Source organism: Chitinophaga sp. 22620 (assembly GCF_052044405.1).
Lineage (GTDB): Bacteria > Bacteroidota > Bacteroidia > Chitinophagales > Chitinophagaceae > Chitinophaga.
In genome coordinates this window covers 824,967-851,715 of sequence record NZ_JBQEMV010000002.1, presented here as the reverse complement: position 1 = coordinate 851,715, position 26,749 = coordinate 824,967, and the positions used below count along the sequence as shown (strand labels likewise).

At 53.5% G+C, this 26,749-nt stretch carries 19 protein-coding genes; 2 read left to right on the top strand and 17 right to left on the bottom strand.

The window, feature by feature from the left end; genetic code table 11:
• Window positions 1-151: 151 nt before the first annotated feature.
• The 9 genes from ACTJIK_RS13190 to ACTJIK_RS13150 form a co-directional block, all read right to left on the bottom strand.
• Window positions 152-1,147 (bottom strand): DUF5007 domain-containing protein, encoded by a 996-nt coding sequence (locus ACTJIK_RS13190; RefSeq protein WP_440646825.1) that lies wholly within the window; start codon window positions 1,145-1,147, stop codon window positions 152-154.
• An 8-nt stretch (window positions 1,148-1,155) separates the two neighbouring features.
• Entirely contained in the window at window positions 1,156-1,839 is a 684-nt protein-coding gene (locus tag ACTJIK_RS13185; protein WP_440646824.1) for a fasciclin domain-containing protein, read from the bottom strand.
• A 20-nt stretch (window positions 1,840-1,859) separates the two neighbouring features.
• Window positions 1,860-3,365, bottom strand: coding sequence for a RagB/SusD family nutrient uptake outer membrane protein (locus ACTJIK_RS13180; RefSeq protein ID WP_440646823.1), 1,506 nt, complete (start codon window positions 3,363-3,365; stop codon window positions 1,860-1,862).
• Between the two features lie 36 nt (window positions 3,366-3,401).
• Window positions 3,402-6,557 (bottom strand): SusC/RagA family TonB-linked outer membrane protein, encoded by a 3,156-nt coding sequence (locus ACTJIK_RS13175; protein ID WP_440646822.1) that lies wholly within the window; start codon window positions 6,555-6,557, stop codon window positions 3,402-3,404.
• Window positions 6,558-7,442: 885 nt separating this feature from the next.
• The gene (locus tag ACTJIK_RS13170; RefSeq protein ID WP_440646821.1) at window positions 7,443-11,216 is read right to left on the bottom strand and encodes a glycosyltransferase family 2 protein; all 3,774 of its coding nucleotides are present in this window, start codon (window positions 11,214-11,216) and stop codon (window positions 7,443-7,445) included.
• Window positions 11,217-11,219: 3 nt separating this feature from the next.
• Window positions 11,220-12,560 carry a glycoside hydrolase family 2 TIM barrel-domain containing protein gene (locus tag ACTJIK_RS13165; RefSeq protein WP_440646820.1) on the bottom strand — a complete coding sequence of 447 codons (1,341 nt, stop codon included), beginning with the start codon at window positions 12,558-12,560 and terminating at the stop codon, window positions 11,220-11,222.
• Window positions 12,561-12,823: 263 nt separating this feature from the next.
• A complete protein-coding gene (locus ACTJIK_RS13160) occupies window positions 12,824-13,294 on the bottom strand; it encodes a DUF6644 family protein (RefSeq protein ID WP_440646819.1) in 471 nt (156 codons plus the stop codon).
• Complete coding sequence (locus tag ACTJIK_RS13155) at window positions 13,294-13,647, bottom strand: DUF6152 family protein (protein ID WP_440646818.1); 354 nt, start codon at window positions 13,645-13,647, stop codon at window positions 13,294-13,296. Before ACTJIK_RS13155 ends, ACTJIK_RS13160 begins: the two co-directional genes overlap by 1 nt.
• Before the next feature lie 50 nt (window positions 13,648-13,697).
• Window positions 13,698-14,741, bottom strand: a complete 1,044-nt coding sequence (locus ACTJIK_RS13150) for a sensor histidine kinase (protein WP_440646817.1) — start codon at window positions 14,739-14,741, stop codon at window positions 13,698-13,700.
• 94 nt (window positions 14,742-14,835) lie between these two features.
• Here ACTJIK_RS13150 and ACTJIK_RS13145 point away from each other — a divergent pair, with 94 nt between their 5' ends.
• Window positions 14,836-15,765 carry a dihydrodipicolinate synthase family protein gene (locus ACTJIK_RS13145; RefSeq protein ID WP_440646816.1) on the top strand — a complete coding sequence of 310 codons (930 nt, stop codon included), beginning with the start codon at window positions 14,836-14,838 and terminating at the stop codon, window positions 15,763-15,765.
• A 135-nt stretch (window positions 15,766-15,900) separates the two neighbouring features.
• Here the strand turns inward: ACTJIK_RS13145 and ACTJIK_RS13140 are convergent, their stop codons facing one another.
• The 7 genes from ACTJIK_RS13140 to ACTJIK_RS13110 all read right to left on the bottom strand — a co-directional run bounded on the left by ACTJIK_RS13140 (window position 15,901) and on the right by ACTJIK_RS13110 (window position 23,801).
• On the bottom strand, window positions 15,901-16,755 hold the full coding sequence (locus tag ACTJIK_RS13140) for an NAD(P)-dependent oxidoreductase (protein WP_440646815.1): 855 nt from the start codon (window positions 16,753-16,755) through the stop codon (window positions 15,901-15,903).
• Between the two features lie 214 nt (window positions 16,756-16,969).
• Window positions 16,970-17,413 (bottom strand): GlcG/HbpS family heme-binding protein, encoded by a 444-nt coding sequence (locus ACTJIK_RS13135; protein WP_440646814.1) that lies wholly within the window; start codon window positions 17,411-17,413, stop codon window positions 16,970-16,972.
• 5 nt (window positions 17,414-17,418) lie between these two features.
• Window positions 17,419-17,772, bottom strand: a complete 354-nt coding sequence (locus ACTJIK_RS13130) for a cupin domain-containing protein (protein WP_440646813.1) — start codon at window positions 17,770-17,772, stop codon at window positions 17,419-17,421.
• A gap of 67 nt (window positions 17,773-17,839) precedes the next feature.
• On the bottom strand, window positions 17,840-18,274 hold the full coding sequence (locus ACTJIK_RS13125; protein ID WP_440646812.1) for a secondary thiamine-phosphate synthase enzyme YjbQ: 435 nt from the start codon (window positions 18,272-18,274) through the stop codon (window positions 17,840-17,842).
• 72 nt (window positions 18,275-18,346) lie between these two features.
• Window positions 18,347-20,200 carry an OmpA family protein gene (locus tag ACTJIK_RS13120; protein ID WP_440646811.1) on the bottom strand — a complete coding sequence of 618 codons (1,854 nt, stop codon included), beginning with the start codon at window positions 20,198-20,200 and terminating at the stop codon, window positions 18,347-18,349.
• Between the two features lie 448 nt (window positions 20,201-20,648).
• On the bottom strand, window positions 20,649-22,061 hold the full coding sequence (locus ACTJIK_RS13115; RefSeq protein WP_440646810.1) for an alkaline phosphatase: 1,413 nt from the start codon (window positions 22,059-22,061) through the stop codon (window positions 20,649-20,651).
• A gap of 87 nt (window positions 22,062-22,148) precedes the next feature.
• Window positions 22,149-23,801 (bottom strand): FAD-binding dehydrogenase, encoded by a 1,653-nt coding sequence (locus ACTJIK_RS13110; protein ID WP_440646809.1) that lies wholly within the window; start codon window positions 23,799-23,801, stop codon window positions 22,149-22,151.
• Between the two features lie 138 nt (window positions 23,802-23,939).
• Here ACTJIK_RS13110 and ACTJIK_RS13105 point away from each other — a divergent pair, with 138 nt between their 5' ends.
• A complete protein-coding gene (locus tag ACTJIK_RS13105; protein ID WP_440646808.1) occupies window positions 23,940-24,812 on the top strand; it encodes a pirin family protein in 873 nt (290 codons plus the stop codon).
• 68 nt (window positions 24,813-24,880) lie between these two features.
• On the opposite strand, the gene ACTJIK_RS13100 is transcribed toward ACTJIK_RS13105, so the two are convergent.
• Window positions 24,881-26,221: an esterase/lipase family protein gene (locus tag ACTJIK_RS13100; protein WP_440646807.1), complete on the bottom strand. Its 1,341-nt coding sequence runs from the start codon at window positions 26,219-26,221 to the stop codon at window positions 24,881-24,883.
• Between the last annotated feature and the right edge of the window lie 528 nt (window positions 26,222-26,749).

Sequence of the window (26,749 nt, the reverse complement as noted above, 5' to 3'; positions counted from 1 at the left end):
TATATTCCTTCAATACGTTGTAGCTTTTCGATACGGGTGATGGTCACTCCCCTGAAACAATCGTCCGCGCATCCATGCGGCACGTATCCGCAGCTGCAACAAAAACGCCCGGCAAATGGCCGGGCGTTTCCTGGTTTTTGATTTGTTATTGTCAGGGTTTTCTTGTCACTTTCGGCATCTTCACCGTTACCTCGTAGGTGCCTTTTACCAGCAAACGGAACGCCCAGCGGGGGTTCACGTTGTAGGTATCTCCGGGCTTGGGATTTTGCACAACCCCGGGGTCGATCACCACTTTATTGCTGGGGATGCGGTAATACATCAGGTAGCCGTAGCCTGGGTATTCCAGGATGGGAAAAGGCGTGAGCTCGTAATTGCAGATCATCGTCGTATCGGTATACTCCACCGGGTTGAACTTGGCATAGGTCTCGAATAAGGGCCTGTCGCCCCGTTTCTGCAGCTCGCCCAGCTTCGGGTTGAAGGCCGTGCCGTTCTTGTCTGTCACTTTCAGGCGAACCTGGTAGCCTTCGTCGGAGATCTTTTTGTAGGTCACGGCAGGAAGACCAATGTCGCCGCTGGTATTGGTACCGTCTATGAAGTAGGCGCAGCCGCCGCCTTTGTCTTCAAACGGCTGGTCCAGCAGGTCTATCACGCCGATGTTCTTGAATATCTTGGTGCCGCTGCCGTTGGTCACCTGCAGGTCGAAGGTGTATTTGCCGGTCGGGATGGCGAGGGAACCTTCGTTGAGGATCAGCTGGCCCGATTTTTCCACGACCTCCAGCGAGGGCACATTCTGTTTGTTGCGTTTTTTATTTAACAGCGCTACCGTGGTGTCTGTATTTACATTGAACAGGGCGTTCCAGATATACACTTCATGCGGTTCGCTGAAAATGTTGGTGGGTTTGCCTGTAGCCAGGTCCCTCATTTCCAGCAGCTTCACGCTGATCGGGTAATTGGACCCGTCCAGCTCAAAGGCCTTCGGCTCGCTTTTGTAATTGGTACCCCGCGGTACACGGAAGGTATCGTTCACGTAACGGATCTGGTCGCTGATGTAGCCGATGGGTACTTTTTCGCAGGACGATACGGAGAATAACCCGGTACCCAGCACCACCAGCATTGCACAATTAAGAAAAGTTATATGCTTCTTCATAAATTAGTCTATTTAGGTGCGGTTGCAAATGTGAAAGTATGCCCGTTGGTCAGCACGTGTAATACGCCGTTGGTGGTCAGGATGCCGGAAGTTTGCACCCGCATGCGTAAATCGCGCTGCGCCTCCGGAATGGACCTGTTCTCTTCGGGATCGAGTGTGCCGATCACCTTGGTGAGGTAAATGTACTTGGGCAGATTGGTGAGGCCGCCGGATACGTAGTCGCTGGTCGGGTCGTCCCAAAGGGTGATGTGGCGCTGCTCTCCGTCTTTCGCGGTATAGTATTTACCTATGTTGTTCAGGCCGCTTCTTTCTATCTTTTCCCCGAAAATATAGGCCCGCAAGGAATCTTTCAGCTGCGCGAAATCCAGCTCACCGAACTCGAAGATCAGGTTCTCGTCGCCGGTTTCAAGGCGTTTGCGCTCCTGCACCACTTCTTTCACGTATTTTTTGATCGCATAGTCAGTAGGAGCGAAGAAAGTAGTATTGGCGGCGTTCACTTCGTCCTTCAGGCCCGTCTTGTCTATCAGCAGCAGCAGCGTGTCGAAAAGCGGGTTGGTCTTCAGGTATTCGTAAGTGGTACCGTTGAATTGCGGGTTGTGCAGGCTCCCTCCTATGAAATAATCATCTTTTTTGCAGGATACAAAAGAGGCGATCAGCAAGGCGGCCATCAGCATTTTTATGGTAAGTTTCATAATGTCGTTTTTTGATCAGGTTAAAGCCTGCCGTTCCAGTAGGCGGTTTGTTTCATCAGCAAATTGTCTTTGAACAGCTTGCGCGGGATGGGCCAGTAATTGCGGCCATAGGTGGCACTGCCGGCATGCATGGCATCTTTGAACACCGGGTTGAAATTTTCGGTGGCAATGTCAGTCCGCAGCAGGTCCCAGTAGAAATGTCCTTCCGCATACAGCTCACGCCCCCTTTCCCAGATCAGCTCGTAGAAGAAATCCACGCCGGTAAGGGCAGGATCCACGTCGCCGATGCCTGCACGGTTGCGGGTGAGGTTCAGCAGCGTTCTCGCATCTCCTTCCTTTCCTGTTTTGTACAGCGCTTCCGCCCTGAGCAGGATAATGTCTGACAGGCGGAAGATGAGGATGTTGTTGGAAAAGCGTGGGTCTTTCCTTTCATCGCCGTCATTGTAGATCACGTTGGAATATTTTGTCAGCATGTAAATATCTGCCTGGTTGTCAAAATAGAACCAGTGTGAAGAGCGCTTATCGCCCGCTTCCCAGAAAAGGTTGCTCATCGTTCCCCGGTGCACTCTCCAGGGTACGCCGTCCACGTTGTCGTCTATGATGCGGGTAGACAGGTACGGGCTCCAAAGTGTTTTCTGACCGATGCCGTTCCAGGAAGCCTCGTTCTGGCTATAGTTGATATTGATCTCAAAAATGGCTTCGGAAGATTTCCCGATGCTCATTTTGGCATAGGAAGCAGAGTCGGTGATGAACGTGAGACCATAGGCGCCGGGGTTAGCCACCAGGTCCCGCGTCACTTCTTCGCATTTCACATAGTCCTGCATCCAGGCGTGGATATGCGCCTGCAAAGCGATGGCGCTTGCTTTGGTGGCTCTAAGGCCGCGATCGTTGTTGGATACGGGCGCCTGGGGCAGCATAGCCACGGCTTTGTCAAGGTCAGCCAGGGCCTGTTTCAGCACGATCTCCTTTTTCTCCCTGCCATAGTTCTTCGCTTCAGCAACGTCTTCCACTGCTTCCAGCACCAGGGGCACATCGCCCCATACGCGGGAAATGAAAAAGTAATTATAAGCGCGCAGGAAGTAGGATTCTCCCAGGTAATAGTCCTTCACATTCCGCTCGAAAGCCGCATCAGGGATTTCGGGGATTTTCTCGATGAGCAGGTTGGCCTGCGCGATGGACTTGTAGAACTTGGTCCAGTCCTGGAGGTTTTCAAGGTAACCGTAGTACACACCGTCAAAAGAACCATCCCGGATCTGGTGAATGGAATAGTCGGAGGTGTAGGTGATCTCAAAAGTATTGGCGGGCACATCGCCGTACACGTAATATCTGTTCTCGTCCGTCAATGCGTCGCGCAGGAGGGAATAACCACCCAGGAGGCCGGCCAGCGCGTCTTTGTCGGTTTTCCAGAATTTGTTGCTGGAGGGAACATTTTTGCTTTCCAGCTCCAGTATTTTTTTACAGGAACTGCCTGCAAGCAAAAAAACCAGGGTCAAAAGCGCAGGCAGTATATAATGGATACGTTTCATTTCTTTCAGTTTAGATGTTACAATAATTCACACTCATCAGAAGCCGAAATCAAGTCCGAAGGTGAATTTCCTGGGAATGGGATACCCGTCGCCGTCGTACACGCCGTAAGCGTTCACCGCCTCGGCATCGGGAATATCGCTTTTCTGGAAAGTGTAAAGGTTGTCTATCACCCCATACAGGCGAAGGCGGTTTATTTTCAGCTTTTTGAGCATTTCGTTACTGAAATTATAGCCCACAGTGATGGTCTTGATGCGGAGGTAGCTGCCGTCTTCGATGTACATGGAGCTCTTGTCAAAGAAACGGTAGGGAGAACGTTGTTCCCTGACGAGTGAGAAAGTGGGAAGGTCCGCAATGTCGCCCTGTTTTTTCCAGAAGTTCAGCTTGCTGATATCCATAATGGCCCGCCTGGCGAGATTGATCTCACCACCATCGCCGGTGCCTTCAAACAGGTATTCGTAACGGCGGTTGTTGTAACTGTTCATAATATCCCTGCCGAAGGTGTAGTTGAGGAATATGCCGAGGGAAAACCCTTTCCAGGTAAAATTGTTGAGAATACCGCCGTAGTATTTGGGATTGGGGTCGCCGCCAACGATCTGGTCCATCGGCTCTTTCAGGTCGAAGTTACCGTCCTGGTCCACGAGGATAGGGTCGCCGCCGAAATAATCCCAGCCTACGAAGTTTTTCATCGGCTGGCCGGTGAGCAGGTTATAGGGCACATCTTCATTACGGGCGTAGATGCCTTTGTATTCGAATACATAGAACTGGTTGGCGGGCAGGCCTACGGAGAGCAAGTAGTCCGATCCATATACACCAGAGTTATAGTTCATCACGATGCTGCGCCCGCCGTTCGGCAGGGAGGTGATCATGTTCTGATTGTAGGAAAAGGTAAGATCTGTATACCATTGCAGCTCGCTCTTCGGGTTAAGGTTGCGGGTGTTGATGGTCACTTCTATGCCCGCGTTGCGTGTGCCGATGGAATTGGTCTGCGCCTCAGTGTATCCGCTGGCATTAGGCAGCAGGTACTGGAAGAAGCCCTTGGTGGTTTCGCGTTTGTAAGCGTCCACCACAAAACGCACCCTGTCTTTGAACAGCCCTGCTTCAAAACCGATATTGCCCTGTTTGGATTCTTCCCATGAAAGGTCTTTCTGTGCAATACCGTCCCGGTAGTTGGGCGTGATCACGGAAGTTCCGTTGTAGGAGGTAACGCCGGAATAATCTCCTATCACGGCCCTGTTCACCATGTAATTATTATAGCCCAGGTAATTCCTTTCAGGCTGGTTGCCGGCAATGCCGTAGCTGCCGCGTATCTTCAAAAAATTCAGCCAGCTGAACCTGTTCTGGATAGCCGGCTCGTCAGACACGATCCAGCCAACGGAAACAGAAGGGAATTTGCCCCAGCGGTTGTCTTTACCAAACTTGGACGAAGCGTCGCCGGTGAGGGAGGCAGACAGGAGGTAGCGGTCTTTGAAATCGTAGTTCACCCTCCCGAAAATGCTTTGCAGGCCGGTTTCATCTATAGACGAGGCGGTGTTTGAAAATTGCCTGTTGGCTACGTTCACCGTCCAGGCATAGTCGTTGGGAATAAGGTCCGCCTCCCCGGAATTCCAGGCCCATTTGGTGTATTCCATGTTCTGGCCGGCAATGAGGTTCAGGTTGTGCTGGCCTATGCTCCTGGAATATTCAAGGGTGGTGTAAAGCGACGCGATCTCTGTTTTGTCGCTGTAGAAAGAGGCATACCCCTGCTTGTTTTCACGTACAACCGAAGGCTGGTAATAGTCGCGGTTGGAGCTCCTGTTTTCGTAGTTGGCAGTTGCGTTCAGGGTAAGGCCTTTGGTCACATTGGCGGTAAATACCGTAGTGATCAGCGCATTGCTGTTGATGTTTTTGTCCAGGCGGTTGTCGTTGCCGAGAAGGAATTCCCTCGTATTATCCGTCAGGCCATAAAAGGAGGAAGGCATGCTATAGGAGTCGAATGCGAAGAAGCTGCCCGTCCGCTCGTTGATGCTTCGCGGCCGGTCCGAGCGCGTGAGGCGGAAGCGCGTCTGGTTGTTCAGCCAGGGCGCAAGCTGGGAACCGACGCTGCCCAACAGCGTGTACCGCTTGAACCCTGTATTTTTAATGATGCCGTCCTCACGGTAATGCCCGAGGCTCAGGCGGTAACTGATCACATCGGTGGCGCCGGACATGGAGAGGTCGTAGTTATTGATCTTCCCGTTCTGGAAAAAATAGCTCTGCCAGTCCGTAGCGTTATTGAAGTCCGGGTTCAGGCTGTCCGTCAGCATCATCGGCAGCGTTTCGTCGTCAATGTAGCCGTTGTACAGGTCCATCACGCCCAGCTTCATCCTTCGTTCTTCCGCGCCGGCCACTACTTCCGTCAGTTTAGGTTTGATGGAAATACCCATGTAGGTGCTGAAATTGAATTCCGGCTTACCTTTTTTGGGCCGTTTGGTTTTAATGATAATAATGCCGTTGGAACCGCGGGAACCATAAATGGCAGCAGCGGAGGCGTCCTTCAGGATGTCCAGCGATTCAATATCGTTGGGGTTGATGCCGGCGAGCGTATTGGTGCCGGTGCCGGAGCCGTCTATCCCGCCGAAATCGGTCACGGAGGTAGGTACCCCGTCTATCACATAGAGCGGTGCGCTCAGCGCGCGCGCTTCGTCGTACCCGCGCAACACGGAAGAGTTACCGCGCACGATCACTGTATTTCGAATGCCCGGCTCGCCGGAAAAGTTCTGCACATTCACACCGGATACACGGCCCTGCAGCATCATGTCCACACTGGGAGCCGGCAGGTTGGCGATTGTTTCGCCTTTCACGGTGGCGATGGAAGCCGTCGTTTTGCGGCGGGAAACTTCCTGGTAGCCGATCACCACCACGTCGCCGAGCATTTTGGAATTTACTTCCAGCACTACGTTCACGGTAGTTCTGCCGGAAACGCTCACCTCTTTGGTATTATAGCCGATGATGGAAAATACGAGGATCTTTGAATTGCCTTTTACAGTAAGCGAAAAGTTGCCGTTAGCATCGGAAACAGTGCCGGTGTTCTTCAGGTCTTTGTCAGTGATCGTAACGCCCGGCAAAGGGGTACCGGTGGTATCCTTCACGGTACCCGTAACCTTCTGTTCCTGGGCGAGCCCATGCAGGGATAGCAGGAGCAGGAACATCAGGTGGAGAGTTCTTTTAAACATAATCTTGAATTTTGGTTGTTATACGTTTTCAATACAGGTCTGATCAATCAGTTCATACAGTTTGTGTCAGGTCATGCGGTGTTTTTATGGTTAGGAATATTATTACGGCGATGCAGGACAATAAACGGCCGGGCCGCTATGCGTGATAGCAGCGGGGGATTGCGCCTTGTTATATCAGGAACTGATACGTTTAGATAGTGGTAGTTTTGTAGTCTATAATCTCATAATAAAGTGATTTAAGTGCATGGCGGGTAAAAGAGTAACGTTTCCTTCCGTTCAAATGCCTGAATGCAAAATCGATTTAGTCGTACGTCCAAATGGCTCGCGAAAAATTCCTCATGTTCTTGTGACGGATAATAAATTGGTAAATCAGATCTAGTTTTGAATTCCTGTGCCGGATGACCGCCTGTTCACTGCTCTCTCTCCGGAGCGGCCTTGTCCCGATAACGGGATGCTTTAGTTTGATTTTGATTTTGGTTTTAGTCTACTGCCATTCATTCAAGCAGATCCTTTTCCCGGGCTGTTCCCCGGTTATGTGCTTTTGGTTGCTCTTACAGGGGCCTGTTACGCTCCACCCCTTATTCCCGATCCTCGATTCTTTTTATGCTCATTTTCAGGGCCTCTACATTTCCGGTTCTAAGCTATACCCTTCTGTCTCAATAATAAAATTTGATGCTCCGATCTGACATAGTTGTGACCGATCCCGATCAGGGGATAAGATAAGACGATTTTGCGGTAAAATTTATAAATTCTTTAACAAAATATCGGTTATTCTTTTCTAGAGACGGCCGTTTACGCAGATTCATCCATGCAACTGCTCATATTTTAACCCGGCCGGCCGGCGGATAACCTGCGTTTTAATTTGTCACTGTTCGGTAAGCTTCGTCACAGCGGCGTATTTAGTGTAACCGCCGCCGTTGCCACGCTATGCCCCTGGGCAGCCGTCAGGTAAAGGCGGTAAGCAGAAGGGTTGAAAGGCACATCCAGCGTGATCTCCGGGCCCTCGCCCAGGCGTTTCATCATTACGGCTTCCCCCTTCCTGTCCGTTCGCACCAGGTGCCATTCGTAGCGGAGCGGCGACTTTACCCCGGAGGCCAGCTTCCAGTTCTCACCCTGCAATACCACCGCGCGGTACACCAGCCGGCTGCTTTCCCGCGCTGTTTCCGCAGGCCGCAGGATATTCACCACCGGCAGCTTTTCCGGCTTCACGGCCTCCCTCCACAATTGCTGCAAAAGATAGAACCCGGGCTTATATCTCCCCTCGTGATCCAGCAGTCCGTCGAAAGACAGGTCGCCGGCCGAACCCTGGTCCTGCCAGGAAGTGATGAACACGCCGCCCGCATCTTTTTTTATTTTTTCATAATCCGGCACGGATACGGCACTGATGAAGTGAGGCACAGGCACGGCAGCTATTTTCACCAGGCTGTTAGCATCGCGCGGCGCCAGGCCGAACGCAGCTGCCTGGGGTATCTCGTCGTGCAGGTACTGGGTGAGCTCCATCATATCGGCGTCTGCTTCCAGGTCGATGGTCACGGGCCGCGACGGGTCTTCCGTCCTGATATCGGCTACCAGCCGCTTCAGCCAGGCAGTGTAGGCTTTTTGCTGGTACAGGTAATCGGGCTTGTGAAAATACAGGCTCAGCATCGGGAAAGCGGTATTCGTAATATACCAGGCGCTGATCTCTTCATGGTCCTTCAATTGTTTTACATACGCCAGTATCTTTTCCGCCTGGTCTGCCAGCTGTTCCCGGCCGGCAATGGCATCGGTAACGGAAGGCAGCCTGAAACCATAGTGTATCTTCATGCCCGTTTTTTGCGCTGCGTTGAAAATATTCCGGTCATACACACCGGGACCGTAACGCCGCACGGTATTGATGCCCATCCTGCGCATCTGCGCAAAGTCCGCGGCCACTTCCTTCCGGGTGAGCATATGCAGGTTGCGGAACCAGTTGGCCCCTTTCTGGTAATTGACGCCGCGGATGGTATCCATCCATTGCAGGCCCTGCCGCTCCCCGCCCGCCGGTGTGCGCACATAGCGAAGCGACTTTACCGGTTCGGCTTTAGCGGCATTCAGTTTCCTCATCACATGAAAAAAGCCGCCGGGCTCGTTCAGCCGCCAGTCCAGGCTGCTCACGCCGGCGCTGTTCGCAGGAACATTCCTGTCGTTGCCGGCATTGAAGAGCACAAAGGCTTTTATTTCCCTGAATTCTCCCGCTATATCTTTTCCCGCTTCTTCCAGCCATTGCTGCTGCCGCCCTTCCGGCCTGATGCTGCCGCCTTCCGCCACCATAACGGGAAGGCCTGAACGGTAAATATATTTGCGGTGAAAAGGCTCATACAGTTCCCGGAAGGAATAAGGCCGGCCATCATGGTTCAGCGCCCCATAGTTGAGACCGGTCATGCCGATCCAGTCCACGTAAGCCATTCCGGGAAAATAACGCTCCGCCGAATCCGGCTTCCAGGGGTTCCAAACCCATATCACATTGTACACGCGGCGGATGTTAAAAAAATCATGTACATACCGCCAGCCGTCCTTGAAATCTTCCGGCGAATTGCCGCCGGCCGGCGACCAGGGATAGGCGGGATTGTCCGGCTCGTGGGCAAAACGGATATACACCGGTTTATTCAACGCCTTCACCTGCGCGGCAAACCGCTCCAGGTAAGCATCGAACCGCCCGGCAACGATATGTTCGAACACATTTTTCTCTGATTGAAAGTCGGGGTTCGCGGAGGAATCGCTGAGCCCTGAAGCCCAGGGTTCCCAGGTGATGAGCGGCAGGGAGCCGTTGCGGTAGATGTCCTGCACGAGATGCTGCGGTATGTCGCCCTGGCTGCCGTTGCTCCAGGGAACGTACAGCGAAACGATATTCACCTTTGCACGGAACTTTTCCTGCAAGCTGCGCACTTCGGCCATGGAAGTAAGGCCATCCTGCCCGCCGGGACTGTACAACCCCGTATAGAATACATGCTGCCGCCCGTTTTCAGACAGCGGACCGGAGCCGGCATATGGAGCGTTCCCGAAGAAATACAGCGTATAAAAAGAAACGAACATGATGATCGGGAAAGCGAATATCCTCAGCCCTGCGTATACCAGGTGCCGGAAGTTCCAGAACTGCTGCTTGATGATCTTGTAATACACGAAGCTATGCCTGAACAAGCGGAACCGCTCACGCCAGTGCCGGATGTCCTTTTCACGGCTCACCGCGATGTTGAACAGCATCACCGCGAAATTGACCCCTGCTATGCCTGCCATGATCCAGGTATACGGGTTCCATTCGATCTGCAGCCCGTAGATGATGGCTGCAAGCGTGCAAACGGCCACGAGTATGTTCGGGATATTCAGCTTCCAGTTGTCTTCTTCCCGGTCATCTTTCGGCGTAGGTATGTAAGGCACTTTCCTGCGCATCAGCGTATAAACAAAACCAGTGATGTGCACCCACCAGGTGCCGATCAGCAGGAAGCCCCCCAGCACATGATTCCCCTGTTCCCCCCGCCCCATCACCCAGCGCTGCACAAAATGCCGCACAGCCAGCGCGGCGCTGATAAAGGGAAGCCCCAGCAGCGTGAATTCCACGAGGTCCATCCGGAAAGGGATAACGCCCATCACCAGGGACAGCACGGGCACGAGGAAATTGATAAAAAATATAATGCCGGACAGGTAATGAAACGGGATCGTACCGTAATGGAAACGCTGCCTCCAGCTGAATTGCCTGAAGAGTTTCGGATAGGTGGTCACGAAGAGCTCGAAGGTGCCCCGCGCCCATTTGAGCTGCTGTTTGTAGTAAGCGGACAAAGTGGAAGGAACCCTGCCCTGCGCCAGCACTGCGGGCAGGTACACGGATTTCCAGCCTTTGGCGTGCAGCTGCATGGAAGTATGCATATCCTCCGCCAGCCCGGCCGCATGGCCGCCGATGGAGTCCAGCGCGCTGCGCCTGAAGGTGCAGTTGGCGCCGATGGCCAGTACGGTGCCGTAGCGGTTCATAGACATCATCATGGGGCCGTAGAACTGGAAGGTCTGCTGCGCCGCGCCTTTCGCGATAAGGCTGTCGCCGATATTGTAGTAGGCCTGCACGATCTGCACATAGCCTACTCTTTCGTCGTTGAAGTACGGAACGATAGGGTCCAGGAATTCGGGTACCGGGATATGATCGGGGTCCAGTATCACGCAGAGGTCGCCTTTGGCGAAGCGGAGCGCGTTATTGATATTGCCTGCTTTTGCGTCTCTTCTGTGATTGCGCGTTACATGCCGCACGCCCAGGCGGTGGCATACTTCACGTAGGTAGGGATCGTTTGCCTCGTCGCAGAGCCAGGAGGTGTGCGGGTATTTAACGGCCTGCATGGCGGTCAGCGTTTCCACGATCATCTCATAAGGTTCGCCGGGGCAAAAGGTGGTGAACATGTCTACAGTAAATTGTTTGTCTCCTTTCGCCGGTTTCGGAACGGAAATAAAAAGGTAATGATACCATTCGTGCAGGATGCGCAGGCAATAAAATATCGTCGCCGTTACAAACATCCAATACAGCGGGGCATGGGTGATGTTGGCGGGGTCCAGCAGGCAATATAAAAAACACGCCAGGCTGATGGTTCCGATCAGGATCATCAGCCGGAGGGTGAGCAGTTCACTTCTCGTTGGCTGTGGCGCTTGTTTCAATTCAGACATAGATTACTTCAATACATAAAACGGCGTGTTCGCCGTGGCAATATTCCCTTTTTCATCCGCAATGCTGACATAGATCCGGTAAGGGCCTTCTTTTGCCGGCGCTTTGAACAGCAGCTTCCTGCCGTTGCTCATTCCGGCGAGCGTATCCAGTAAGGTGGCCGGCGGCCTTTTCCTTTTATCGTTCTTATACCAGTCTTCTTCCATGATCCGCCAGCGCACGGAAGCGATCTCCGCTTTGTTATCCCCTTCCAGGAAAAACTCCGCAGAGCGTGCGCTGCCGGGCCTGAACATCAGGTTGTCCCGCGCGCCTTTGCCGTCTACCAGCATATATTTCAGCCGCGGAAGCCCGGCGTCATGTCCCGTCTTTTTCCATAGTTCCTTCATCACAGTCACCGATTCCGTGGGCCCGCCTGTTTCGGAGAACATGCTGAACCAGGTGGGCGTCACTTCCTGCTTCGCGCCCCAGAAAAAAACAGTAGAACCCAGGAAATTCGGATGTTTCAGCGGCATCAATTTGTCATACATGTAGCGGTAATGTTCCGCCTTTTTGGTGCTGGTGTTTTCCAGGGGGGCTTTCCAGGCGGTCAGCTCAGACTCCCAGGGCCCGTACGCGCCCCATTCCATCACGAGGAAGGGGCCGCTCCACAACCAGTCATATTTTTCCAGCTGACCGTTCAGCTGTTCCAGCTTACCGAATGTATTAAAGGAAATAAGATCCAGCCCCGGCACCTTGTTGCGGATCATCATTACCTGCGCGATGTTGAAATTGGGAACAGTGGTGGTAACGGGGTGATCGGGATCGGTGGCGTGGATCATGTTCAGCATACGGTTGTACGCTTTATAGAATGCGCTGTAGCCCGGCTTCCAGGTCATGACCGGCTCATTGCCCAGGCACCACATCAGCAGGGCGGGGTGATCTTTATAACGGGTTACGGTATGGCGGAAGGCTTCGGTCATGGCGTTCACCTTCTCATCGTCCGCATAAAAGTAATCGCGGTAAACGCTCATGGGCATGGGCAGCCCGACGATCACCGCTATATCGTTTTTCTGCGCTTCGTCCAGGATAGCCGCCAGCCCCAGGGTATCATACGTCCTGATCGTGTTCCCTCCCGCCTCGCGCAGCTGCTCCAGGAATGCGCTGCCTGAAGCGCCTTGTACGAAAAACGGGCGGCCGTTCCGGTAAAGCTTGTACCCGCCGGCTTCTTTTTTGATAAATACCTTCCGCCCTGTATCCCGGTAAGCAGAAGCATAACGGTTAGGGACCAACGATAACACAATGAAGAAGAGCGGCATGATAACCAGGATCGGCATGTAAGTCCACAACAATTTCCTGAGTAATTTCATATTACCCTTTTTACCAAATTTGTCCAGATGGAAAAGTAGGCAAAGTCGGGGGGATACAGACTACTGATAGTAGTAGTGTTGCGGCAGGGAACCGCTGTAGCCGCTACTTGTTTGGATACCGGGGTTTTACGGTTGTTCCGGGAGAGGTTCTCTACCTTCTCCAGCCAGGCTTTTATCATCCACTGGAGGTCTATTGTTCCCCTGTTCCACTTCGGCGGGCGTGGAGAGCTTCGCCATCCTCCTGCCGTCAGGGTATCGTCAGATCAATAAGCCAGCATCCGCCCGCAGGCAATAATGGCGGTCCATAGCAGGAGAGACGCTATGGCAACGGCTTTCACCTTCCCGGGCAAATGTTCCCGCTCGTCTACGGGTCTGAATACACGGAACAGCAGGGCATTGCCCGCGGCCAGCGCCAGCAGGCACAGCTTCGTCCAGAAAACGGGATCGTTGCCCAGCGCAACGGCATTGGTAATAAAAAGCAGGATGCCGGAAGGGATCACGAGCCAGAGCCCGCGTACGGACCAGGTAAGTAAATGGCGCGAAAGACCGTTCACGGGCAGGTGCTTCGATGCGCCGAGCAACCGCAGGTCGAACATTACGGCGGGTCCCACCAGCACTACGATGCCGGCGATGTGCACGATCTCCAGGAAAGGGTACAACCAGGCAGACTGCCGGATGGCGGCCGACAAGCGTAAATGCTCCAGGAACTGCAGCCACTCAGCCGGCACAGGCATCAACGCAGCTCATATTTGGTTCCGTTGATGAAGATCCTCTCCGCGCGCATTTCGTCTTTGACCTCTTTGTGCGGGTAGCCTACCACGCGTACAGAGCTGCCTTTTTTGATCATATCGGCGGTTACGCCGCGGGCGCTCATGCGGCTTACAGGCGCCAGTATCACCGTCCAGGTCTTTTTGTCCTGGTTCACTTTAATAACGCTGTGCGGGTTTTCGTACACGGAAGACTGGATAGTGCCGGTGTAATCAAGGGTTTTATTCTGATCGTAATTGGCCCAGCCGTGGTGCGGCGGTGTGAAGGAAACGAAGGCGGTGAAGAGCAAGAGGGTGAAGATATTTTTTAGTAAGGTCATACTATAAGTATTTAATGATTACTAATAAAATTCCCGTTATCCTAAATATATCAAAATTCCACCGAAAAAACATGCAGTGACTGGTCGAATGAGTAGATCACGCGCCAGCCGTAGCGGCTGCAGATCTGCTTCACCAGCGCCAGCCCGAGGCCTGTGCCCGGCGACCCGGAAGAAGCGCCGCCGAACCGTTTGAACAGCCGTTCCTGTTTCAGCCCCACTGCGCCCGCGTTCGTGATCATCAGTTCCTTTCCGGAGAGGCGAACAACAATGGGATTATTATCAGGGCTATAACGGATCGCATTGGTGAGCAGGTTATTCAGCAGTATTTCCACCAGTATCCTGTTGCCCATCACTTTTACATTAGGGCGGATGTGGGTTTCCACGGCCAGCTGCCTGCTTTCGGAAAAACCGGAGAACAGGTTCACCGTACTGGCCAGCAGGCCTGAAAGATCGATCTCCTCCTTGTCCATGAACAGGCTGTTCTCAATTTTAGTGAGCAGCAGCAGGTTCTTGTTGATGCGGGTAACCCGGGCCAGCGCTTTGTTTGCGTCCTCGATGATGTTGTACTGTTCATCCGTGAGCGACGGGGTTTGCAGCAGCAGGTCGAGCTTGGATTGTATGATGGCCAGCGGCGTTTGCAGCTCGTGGGAGGCATTGTCCGCAAACTCTTTCTGCTGGGTGTAAGCTGCAATATTGCCCGTAATAAGCTTGTGCAGGCTCCGGTTCAGCTCTGCAAACTCTTCAATATCGGTTTCTTCGAACACGACTGTTTCCTGCCGGTCCAGGTCGAACTGCTTTATTTGCCCCAGGCTGCGGTAAAAAGGCTGCCACATCCTGCCTGACACACGGCGGTTCAGCAAAATGAAACCGCCCAGCAACAGGATAAAGAACAATACCGTAAGCAGCGTTACCGCGACAATGATCAGGTAACGGTCTTCCCTGCCCGCTTCCGGCGAAAGAACGATGTGGTGCTCTTCGAACTCATATTGCAGCAGCATGCTGATGGTGAGGTAATACGCGGGTATGCTGAAAACCAGCACCAGCGCGGCGTATATGATAAATTTCTTCAGCGACCGGTTCAGTAATTTGCTCATATTCCCAAATATAGCCTGTTCCTCAAGAGCAGCATGCGGGATTTTTACTATTTTGTAGAATTGTATGACATATTAAATTCTACGATCCAACGCTATGATTCCTTTACAAAGCCACGAGATACGCGGCAACTGGGCTACCCTGCTATTGCCCGTTCATACGGACGACAGCATTCATTACCCTCGCCTGGCCGCTGAAATAGACCAGCTGATCGCCATGAAAGTGGATGGCATTTATTCCAACGGTACCGCCGGCGAATTTTATAACCAGACCGAGCAGGAGTTCGACGAAGTGAACGGCCTGCTGGCGGAAAAATGCAACAAGGCCGGTATGCCTTTCCAGGTTGGCTGCAGCCATATGAGCCCGCAGCTATCCCTTGAAAGGCTGAAAAGGGCTGTTGCCCTGCAACCGTCGGCCATCCAGGTGATACTGCCGGACTGGTTCCCGCCGAAAATGGACGAGATCATAGTTTTTCTCCGGAAGATGGAAGAAGCGGCAGGTTCTATCCGGCTTATTCTTTACAATCCGCCGCATTCAAAGGTGAGGCTGAGCCCCGGCGATTTCAAAATGATCCGCGAAGCTGGCATTCAACTGGCGGGCTGCAAACTGCCGGGTGGCGATGCTGCCTGGTATAAGGAGATGCTGGGCCTCAACCCCGGGCTCTCCGTCTTCATTCCCGGCCATCACCTTGCCACCGGCGTGCGGGCAGGCGCGCACGGGGCCTATTCTAATGTGGCCTGCCTGAACCCGCTCGTGGCACAGCAGTGGTACGACAGCATGCATACCCATATGGAAGCCGCGCTGGAACTGGAAGGACGTATCCAGCGTTTTATGAACGAACAGATCGTGCCGTATATCACGCAGCAGGGATATTCGAACCAGGCGGTGGACAAATTCCTCGCGGCCATCGGCGGCTGGGCGGAAGTGGGTACTCGCCTGCGCTGGCCGTATAAATGGATACCGGAAGAAGAAGTAAGCGCAGCGAGGAAGGTGTGTAAGGAACTGCTGCCGGAATTTTTTGTGTAGGTATGCTGAAGATATTTCAAAGGCTTCCCCATGGGGAAGCCTTTTCTTTTTGCGCTTTTGTCAGGACTGCTCCGTTATTGCCCGTTCCACCTGTGCGTTCCTTTCAGCCATGACGAATGGAATTTCTTATCCTCTTCAGGAAACCGCATCTTTCGCAATCACGGTCCAGTCGCTGGTACCGAAGCCCTTTTCGATCCATTTGTCCATAGTGGCTGCGATAGCAGGCAGTACGGTAAGCGAACCATTATTTTCGTTCACGGTGTTGATGAATATCTGCGTGTCTTTCCGGGCCATGTTCAGCTCCCAGGAAGCTTTGCTGTAATCGCCGCTGCTCATGCGCTGGAGGCGGACGGGCAACATTTGTGCGGGGTTCCAGATGTCGAACAGGGAGCCAATGTCCTGCGCGGAGATGTTCAGCGCCTTGCCGAGGGACAATGTGTCCGACAAACCCGCCACGAACGTCACCAGGAAGCTGTTGCCGATGAGCTTCATGCCTGCGGCCTTGCCTTCTTCCGGCCCTAAGTTGATCACTTTGCCGGTCATTTTATCCAGCAGGGGTTGTACTTTTTCAATCAGGGCCTGGTCGCCGGAAACCAGCATGTAGCCGCTGCCTTCGCGGGCGTTGGCCGGGCCCATGAACACCGGTGCGTGCAGGTAGGTGAAACCTTTGTCTTTCCATGCTTCGGTTCGCTGCCGCGCGCCTTCCACCGTAGTGGTGGTATGATCAATGATGATTGCGCCGGGTTTCAGGCCGGGCGCGGCGGCCGCCAATACTTCATTCACCGCGGCATCGTCTTTCACCGTAATGTGCACATGATCCGCGCCTTTAACGGCGTCCGCCGCTGAGGCGAACACTTCCGCACCGGAAGCTTCCAGCGCCCTGGCCCTTTCAGGATTACGGTTCCATATCTGTACTTTTTCTCCTTTATCCAGCATGGCCTTTACGAAATTCGCTCCTAAAAGGCCCATGCCTAAAAATGCTCTTGCCATTTTCTTTTTTGTTTAAAGTTAAGGATTTGAGATATGGAATATCCGCATTCGTACATCTTTCTGTTTTAAACTATAAAAACCTTACAGATGAAACCATTCAGAAAGATCTTGTGTAATTCCCTTGCTGGGCTTTCAGCAGCACCGGGCAGCATAAGATCATGAGAAGGCAGATTTTCATGCCTGGAAGATGCGATCTTTATTATTTTCCATATGGCTATCGTACCATCGCCAGCGCCCGCTGAACGATCTCCAGGTCGCTGGCGCTCGTGAAACCGCCGAAGCCCGCCGCGATCATGGTGCCATCCGGCAGATACAGCGGCTGGCCGCCTTCCCAGCCTATCAGGTCGGGCCTGCGGATGCCGAACTGCCCTTCGTCTATCTCTTTATTGAATACGCGCCTTTCATATTCCCCGGTGGGCAGGCCGGTGATCCAGGCCTGGCTGGCCTTCGTCCAGGCTACGCGGTAACGCTCGCGGGCCATGATCCTGTCTTCGCCGAACATCTTGCCATATACTCGGCCTTCAGGGTCGAGGATGCAAACGGCCACGCCGCCCCTCTCCTTCTCGCGGTCCTCTTTCCGTTGCATGTATTCAGGAATAAGCTCTTCCACTTTATCGATCACGGCGTTGATGAAAGCGGCTATTGCGGGGTATTGCATATGCGTTATTTTTTGGCCAGGAAATCTGCGCGGTGAGGGGTGAACACGTCTATCAGCACGCCAGGTTCAAGGCAAACACAGCCGTGCAGCACGTTCGAAGGCACAAAATACCCGTCGCCTGTACGCAGCACTTTCTTTTCCCCGCCGATGGTCAGCTCAAAGCTGCCGCTTTCCACGTAGCTCACCTGCGTGTGCGGGTGCTGGTGCATATCGCCAACGGCCCCTTTTTCGAATTTCACTTTCACCAGCATCACGCTGTTATCGTAACCAAGCATTTGCCGCTGTATACCCGGTGCTGCGTCTTCCCAGGGAATGGCCGCGCCATCCTGGTATATCTGGCTTTGTATGGTATTGCTCATTATTTTTTTTGTTGAATGAAAAAACAGGCTCCGCCTGCCGGAGCCGGCTGCTAAGTTAATAAAACTTTCAGGCGGGCTCCTCTTCTCCCCAGGCGGTAATGACGATCTCCCTGGGGCCGCCGTGGTTGCGGTGTTCGCAGAGATACACGCCCTGCCAGGTACCCAAAGCCAGCCTGCCGTTGCGCACGGGTATCATCACAGAGCTGCCCAGCAGGGCCGCTTTCAGGTGGGCGGGCATATCATCGGGACCTTCGTCGTCATGAAGGTATTGCGGGTCGTTCTCGGGCACGGCCTTGCTGAAATACATTTCAAAGTCCTTGCGCACGGTGGGGTCTGCATTTTCGTTGATGGTGAGCGAAGCGGAAGTGTGCCGGATAAATACCTGGCACATGCCGGTTTTCAGCTCTCTGAGCTGTGGCAGGGCCTGCGCCACTTCGGCGGTGATCAGGTGGAAACCGCGTTTCCTTTCCTGCAGCTGTATGAATGCCTGGTAGATCTTCATCCGGCAAAGATAAAAAAATAGGGCCGTCTCAACAGACAGCCCCTTTCCTATGATAACCATTATTCGAAGCCATTAGTAGATGACCCTAAGCTCGGACCGCCTGTTCCGCCGCTGCTGTTGCTCGGTGCAGGGAACGCCGTCCTTACAAGGGTTTACAAGATTTTGCTCGCCCATATTCCGGTAATAGAGGCGTTTGGGTGAAATGCCTTTTGCCGCCAGGTAATCGATCACCGCGTAGCAGCGCAATGCCGAAAGGTCGGTATTGTACTGGTCGCCGCCACGGCTGTCTGTAAACGAAAGCACCATCAGTTTCCAGTCCGGGTGCTGTTTCAGCACGCCGGCCACATAGTCCAGCATCTTGCGCGATTCAGACAATAATTCCACGCTGTTGTAATCGTAGAGGAACTGGAGTTTCTCTACTTTGCCCACCATTTCCTTCTCCTCAGCCGTCAACGGTCTTTTGGCGGGTGTTGCGCCCGCTGTGCTGCCGCCTGTTGAAGGACTGGCGGGTTTGCCGGTAACAGGATCTATGAGCTGATTGCCTGTAGAGTCTTTTACGTTGTTCTGCGGCTTGCCGTCAGGCGTTGTTCCGCCGCCGCTCAGCCAGCTGGTCATAGCCGGGTCCATGAAGTGGTACACATCATCGGAACCCAGGCCGCCGTTGCGGTTGGAGGAAAAATATCCTTCGTAACCATTCACTTTCAGGATGAAGCCCATATCGTCCGCACCGGAGTTGAAGGGAAGCTGCAGGTTGAACGGCGTATCCCATCCGGCTTTGGCGCCGGTTGCCCGGAAAATGTCGTAACCTCCCATACCGGGATGGCCTTTGCTGGAAAAGTACAGGGTACCTTCTTCATTAAAGGTGGGAAAGGTTTCGGAGGCTACGGTGTTGATCCGGGGGCCGCAGTTCACTGGCTTGCCCCAGCTGCTGTCCGCCTGTTTTTCACTGTACCAGATATCTGTTTGCCCATATCCTCCCGGCCTGTCAGATACAAAGTAAAGCAAGTCTCCAGCACTGCTCAACACAGGATGGCTGGAGGAGGACCCGTCCGAATTCAGACCGGTCAATAATTTGAGGGAAGACCAAACATTATCTTTCTTTACGGAATAATACAGCACCAGGCGCCGCCTGCCGTTGTTCGTGCCACGCTTTTGCGTTACCGCCGGTTTTTCCTGTTCATTCACTGTTACATATACAGTGTCTTCTTTAGCGCTGAAGCAGGCGGGACCGATATGATAATCATATTTACCCAGCACTTTGGGCAGCATCTCTTCCAGGTACATCACCGCATTGCCGCCAGGGTATTGCTGGTAAACATATGCTTTGTAATAAGGCTGAAAAGTTCTTTTGTCTGAAGCAGGATTGTTTTCCGCGCCATCGTTCAGCATCATCCTGCGGTAGCCGTTGCTCACGATCAGCAGGCCCTGGCGCACCGCGCCGCTGATCCATTCAGAATAAGGCGTGTTCAGTTCTTTTAATCCTTTGAGGTTGTTCAGGTTCACTTTACGTTCGCGCCATTTCAGGGCATCGCTGCAACCCTGCAGGGCGGCTGTTTTCAGCTGAAGGCTGTCTGCCTCCCCGGTTTCAAAGAGATTATATTGCACGCGGGCGGAATCGTATTGCTCCATATTCCGCAGCACTTCGCCATAGGCAAAATAAGCGCCCCTGGAATGGTCCGGCCGCCGGATCACTTCTGCGTACCAGCCTGCTGATTGACTGAAATTACCCACCTCGCGGTGACAGATGGCGAGCTTCAGCAGCAGGTCTGTGGGTGCATGCGTGCCTTTGTTTTTTACCACGCGGGTGTAGAGGCTGCCGGCCAGCGCATATTCCTGCCGGTCGTAAGCTTCATCCGCAAGGCGCAGCTCTCCTTTTTGTTCCTGCGCGGAAAGCCCGCTGGTCATTAAAATCAGCAATGCGGCCATCGCAATGCGCCTGTGTTTTTTTATGGAAAAATAAAATTGCTTCAAGGTTCCGGGAGTTTAGGTTTTAGAAGTGGCACGGATCAGTAACACGAAATGCAGCTGCTTTCACGAAGGCGGTTGCTAACAAACAAAACATTATCGGGAAATACCTGGAATACGCTGTGCCGCGTACCCACACAAGAAGGGTAAAAATCTTCATAGGCGTAATATGGTTAAATAGAATATGGCTTTACCTGTCCTGTATTTTTAAGAATAGGCCGGATCATCCGATCTGCTAAGGTAACGACGGCATGAGGGCCGCTGTATAGAACGAGTACGATCAGGCTGTAGTATTACTACTACAGCATCTCGCCAAACTCATCAAAAAGGGCCGGCGCAACGGCCGGCCCTTTTCCCGGTAGAGGGATTGATCAACAACTTTGAAAACAATGGATGGAAATATCTTACACTATGCTTTTTTTACGCCTGCGGCTTCCAGCATAAGGTTATGCAATTCGGTATTCAGCATGAACGGCTTCAGCATCTGGCTGCCCGGGCCCAGCATGGTCAGCTCCACATGATCGGCGGAGTGATCCATAGAAGCCCAATGCACGGTAGTATAGCCGCTCAGCAGCTCGCCCAGCTCCCTGAAAGGCAGCTTTGCTTTATTGTACAGCCCTTCGCCATCGGGGTGCACATAATGACCCAGCAGCGAATGCGCTTCTTCCGGTTTAATGGCGATGCCCAGTGCCGCTTCCACTCTTTCCCTCACCTGTGCGGCGGTGAAATCCTTGTTGATGCCTTTCAGTATCCAGTCGTTGGTATGTTTGAACTGCTGGATGCTGTCGAATTTTTTATTTTCCTTGCTGCCGCCGAAAATCCCGGGATTGGCATTACCATGGTCCGTAGTGATGATAATGAGCGTGTTCCTGTCTTTCTCCGCAAAGTCCACCGCTACCTGTATCGCTTCATCAAAAGCCACCTGGTCGTAGATCAGGCCGCCGAGGTCGTTGGAATGAGCGCCCCAGTCCACTTTTCCGCCTTCCACCTGCAGCACGAAACCTTTTTTGTTTTTGTTCAGGCGTTCTATTGCGGTTTTGGTCATTTCCGCGAGGGTGGGAATGGTGGCCTGCAGTCCGGTATCATTCGCATGATCCAGCGCATAAGGAATAGCGTCTTCATGGAATACGGCCATCAATGGCTGGTTCGTGGCGGCGTTCAGCATTTCCTGCTTAGTGCGCGCTACGCTGAAGCCTGCCTGGGCGTATTTGGCAAAAAGGTCCTGTTTGTCTTTGCGGGTTTCGGCGCTGAAGAATTCCGTTCCGCCGCCCATCATCACATCAAAGCGAAGACCCAGGTACTGTTCTGCAATTTCCGGCTGGGAGCTCCTGCTGGAATTGTTCACGCAAAACCCTGCGGGCGTGGCGTGGGTAATGGGCACGGAAGTAACGCAGCCGGTGGCTTTACCCGCGGCTTTGAATTTCTGAAGAATGGGGGTATTGAACGATCCGTCCGCATTCACATTCAGCATGCCGTTGGGTACGCGCACGCCGCCACCCCAGGCTGAGCTGCCTGCGGCGGAATCGGTCACCAGGTTATCCGCGGAAGCGGTATCCATAAGTCCGCGTTTGGCTTTCCCCTGTTCGTACAAGGCCATCCAGCTGCTGGAACGGCCTTCTTTCCTGTGCAGGAGCATATTGGCCATAGACAGGGTGCCGATGCTCATACCGTCGCTCACCAGGAAAATGATATTACGGGCGGTGGTGCCGTCCCATTTTACTGCTTCGTTTTCTTTACCGGAAGCCAGCAGTTCGGCCGGTGCAAATATGGAAGAGGCTAACGCCGCAAATGAGGATTGTTGTAAAAATTGTCTCCTTTTCATTTCGGAATAAATAATTGAAGCAGTAAAGATGCTCATGTTACCCCGGAAATGCGTGCTTCCTGTATTAAGGATTTATTATTTATACTATTAAATGCCTAATATTCCCCGCGCCGCCGCCCTGCCGGAAAAAATGCAGCCTCCCAGGAAAGTGCCTTCCAGTGCGCGGTAGCCGTGCATGCCGCCGCCGCCGAAGCCCGCCGCTTCTCCTGCCGCATACAAACCTTCTATTATTTTGCCATCGTTACCCATCACCTGGCTGTTGAGATTTGTTTCGAGCCCACCCAGCGTTTTTCTTGTAATGATATGCAGCTTTACGGCTATCAGCGGGCCGGCGGAAGGGTCCAGGAATTTGTGCAGCGGCGCTGTTCTTATCAGCCTGTCGCCAAGGTAATTGCGGGCGTTGCGGATAGCGGCGATCTGGAGGTCTTTGCAGAATTTATTGTCCAGCTCGTTGTCGCGGGCCTTTACCTGCGCGAAGATCTTTTCGTAATCCAGCAAAGGTTCGGGCGTTAGTGTATTCATTCCCGTTACCAGCGTCCTGAGATCGTCCGCCACTATAAAGTCCTCTCCTTTTTCCTTGAACGCCTCCACCGGGCCTGTTGCTTTTTTTCCGAATGCGCGCTTCAGTACCTGGCTCCATTCTTTATTGGTGAGGTCCGGGTTTTGCTCCGAGCCTGACAATGCAAATTCTTTTTTGATGACCTTTTGGGTGAGAATGAACCAGGAATGATCGTAGCCCGTATGCATCAGGTGCTGCAGCGTGCCCAGCGTATCAAAGCCGGGATACAGCGGGCCGGGCAGGCGGTTGCCCTTTGCATCCAGCCAGAGGGACGAAGGGCCGGGTAATATCCTGATGCCGTGGTTCTCCCATACGGGCGCCCAGTTTTTGATCCCTTCGGTATAATGCCACATCCTGTCCGGGTTAATGATGCGGGCCCCGGAGGCCTGTGCGGCGGTCAGCATGCGCCCGTCCACATAATGCGGCACGCCGCTGAGCATATGCTGCGGCGGCCGCCCCAACCGTTCCGGCCAATTTTTCCGTACCAGCTCGTGATTGGCGCCGATGCCGCCGGAAGTGATCACCACGGTCGGGGATTCAATGTAAAAGTCGCCGGTGATGGTATCGGGACTGCGCTCTCCCCTTTTCGCATCCGCAGGCGCAAGCACTACGCCGCGTACGCCTTTCACCGCGCCGTTCTCCACGATCAGCTCCGTTACGCGGTGACGGAACTTCAATTGCACCAGGCCTTTGTTTGCCGCCGCTTTCACGCGCGCCGCGAAAGGCTCCATCACGCCGGGGCCTGTACCCCATGTTACGTGAAAGCGCGGTACGGAATTGCCATGCCCGATCGCCCCGTAGCCGCCGCGCTCGGCCCAGCCCACCACGGGAAAGAACCGGAGGCCGTGCTGCTTCAGCCAGCTGTATTTTTCGCCTGCCGCAAAATGAACGTAAGCCTCCGCCCATTTGCGCGGCCAGTGATCCTCTTCCCGGTCGAAGGCCGCAGTGCCCATCCAGTCCTGCATGGCCAGCTCAAGGCTGTCTTTGATACCCATGCGCCGCTGCAAAGGCGAATTCACGAAAAACAGGCCGCCAAACGACCAGAATGCCTGCCCGCCGAGGCTTTGCTCACCCTCCTGCTCCAGCAATATCACTTGAACGCCGTTTTCAGCCAGCTCTTTGGCAGCAACGAGACCTGAAAGGCCTCCGCCGATGATGATAACGTCCGTACTTGATTTCATCGTCAGAAATATTGTAACTGAATATCGTATTTTTTTGGGGAAGAGAAGGCGGCGGTTATGCCCGCCGCTATACACAAGTATAGCGGAACACTGTATGAACCCGGACGGTGGTAAATTTGCAGGATTAAATTATTACACATGAACCTCAGAAGAAACGTGGAAACCATTGAAACCCCTGCTCCCCACCAGGGGTTCCTTGGTGAAGGGCATACCGCCCGCGCCGTGGTGCAGGGGCATTTCATTCAGTCAGACCCTTTTATATTGTTGATGGACGACGAAATAAGCGTACCTGCAGGCGCCCCCGTAGGCGGGCCTCATCCGCATGCAGGCTTCGAAACGGTAACGCTGGCGCTGGAAGGCACGAAACAGGAGCCCGGCATCCCGCTGAACACCGGCGACCTTGAAATGATGACAGCTGGCAGCGGCATCGTGCACGCCGAAATGTTGCCGCCGCTTACGAAATGGCGCATCCTGCAGCTGTGGCTGACGCTGCCAAAAAAAGACAGGTGGTCGCAACCACGGGTGCAAAACCTCAGCAACGAACAGGTCCCCCAAAAAAAGGAGAACGGCATGGAAGTCAAAGTGTACAGCGGCTCGCTGGCCGGGCTCACATCGCCGCTCAAAAACCATGTGCCGGTGATCATTGCAGACGTCAGGCTGCAGACCGGCGCCAATGCCACGCTGCAACTTCCGGCCGCATACAATACATTTTTGTACATGGTCGAAGGAAGCCTGGAAGCCGGCGGCAACAGCAAAACGCTGCATGCAGGCCAGGCGGCCTGGCTGGACAGGCTTTCTGCCGATTCCCTGAGCGACCTGCCATTAACAGCAGGCCCTTCAGGCGGGCGTTTCATCCTTTACAGCGGGCAACCGCAGCGGGATGACATCATTGCGCACGGGCCGTTCATTGCAGACCGGCAGGAGGATATCGTACGCCTGTACCAGGACTTCCGCCGCGGGCAGATGAAACACGTCACTACGCTGCCGCCATCACAGGTATTCACTTATTGACGCACGGAAATATCCGCATAAAAAAAAGCTGCCTGTTGCGGGCAGCTTTTTTTAACATACAGACTTCATCATTCCACCTCCGCGAGCAACTTCGCGATGTTCGTGTAAAACGGCCGCACGCTTTGCCAGTAGCCAATCCCGATCACATCAAAATGATCGTAGCCGTTATACATGCCAATATGGTTCCATACGCCTTTCTCCAACGGCTGCCTGGCATCGTATTCTTTAAGAATGCTGCCTTCCGGTCCGCTCATGCCGTACACGTTCGCGGCGCCGTCGTTGGGCCACCATTTGGCGTCTATCACCACTTTGCCGGAATTGCGCGTGTAGTTGCCAAGCCCCATCAGCACAGGCACGGGAAATGCAATGGGCATCACCGCGGGGAACATATCCAGGCGGGGATATTCCCATCCCGTGATCAGCCCGCGCAGCGACGCTTTCGTTGAAATTGAAAAATAGTATACGTTCTTCGAATCCGGTTCCGCGGCGCGGCGCTCCAGCGCTGCTTCAGGCGTTACGTCATGACCGGAATAATCCTCCGTTTGCCAGATGTTGCTTTGCTCCACCCTTTTGGCGTACGCCAGCCAGCTTTCACCGGGCTCTTGTTCGAGCCCCCATTGTTCAAGACTGAAATCGTATATCTTGTCCACACCCGGGAAAATGCCCGCCAGCGCGGCAACTGAGGTGATCAGCTGGCGCACGAACGGGATGTAGCCGTCTTCCAGGATGTATGCCAGCGTAGCGCCATTGTGCGGCGTGCTGATGGTAGTAACGGACTTCACCCAGCCGGTTTTACCGCCGCTGAAGATCTCCGTATGCCCGGGATCCTGCCGCTCCGCCGCATCACCCTGCTCCAGCAGGGTAACCAGCTTGCGCACGGTAAGCCCGCCCATGCTATGACCCAGCAGGTGCACGGGATGATCCTCATCCCACTCAGGGTAAATACCGGGATAATAACGGCCCTTCAGCTGCGTGTGGCCGGCCTTGCCGCTGTGGAACTTACCATAATCCACCTGCCCTCCTTTGATGTAATAATACAGTTCCACCGCGCGGTCCCAGTTGCTGCTGAGCGGCCCTACCTTGGCTGCAAATGCGGGGTAACCGCTTTCGGTGAGGAATTGGGGGATGTTGTCCCAGCCGCCCCAGTAGCGGTATTGGTCCATCATATCACCCGGGCTGATGCCGCCGAAGCCATGTACCATGATCACGGGAATGTTGGCCGCACGGGCATTTGTTTGCTTGTGCCCGCCGGAGGGCAAAGGAATGGCCTGGCCGATCGGGGTGACGGGCTCTTCCGCCAAAGCCTCTTTGGCGCCGGGTTGTGGCGCATCCGAGGGAGAGATGTCTTTTTTACAGGCTGCAGCCAGTATGAGCATAAGGCTGAGCAGGGAGAGATAACATTGTTTCATAAGCGAAATTGAATGCAGAAAAACCGGGCCTTCCGGCTCCGGGTTGTATGGTTAATCGGTAAATATGCCCATTCAGCCTATGATTCCACGCTAATCATTTGTTAATGGCAAAATTCACAAACAAGGTTGTAAAAGCCTGTTAATAATGGCCCTACCATTTTTATGCTATTTGGATTATTCAACCATCCATTATCCACTTATCTTTGAAGCAGTAACCTAACTGTAAGTATGTACAGTTTATGCATGACAGGATCAGCCGGTTCCGGGAAACACAGGCCCGGGGCCGGTCCTGCCAATCCGGGCAAAATTGATCCGGTGTTGAATGATTGAAAGCGGCTTGTCCCTCAAAGAAAATGAATAATCCGTAAATGGTTCATCATACCGCGCCTTTAAGCGGCCCTGCCATTCAAAAGAAACCGGTCCGAAGCGGTGTCATCCATCAAACAACGGATCAACGTATAAATGGTTGGCGATGCCGGCGGAAATAGCGTCGCCCGCCAGGTTCAGAACAACACAACTTATTCAACG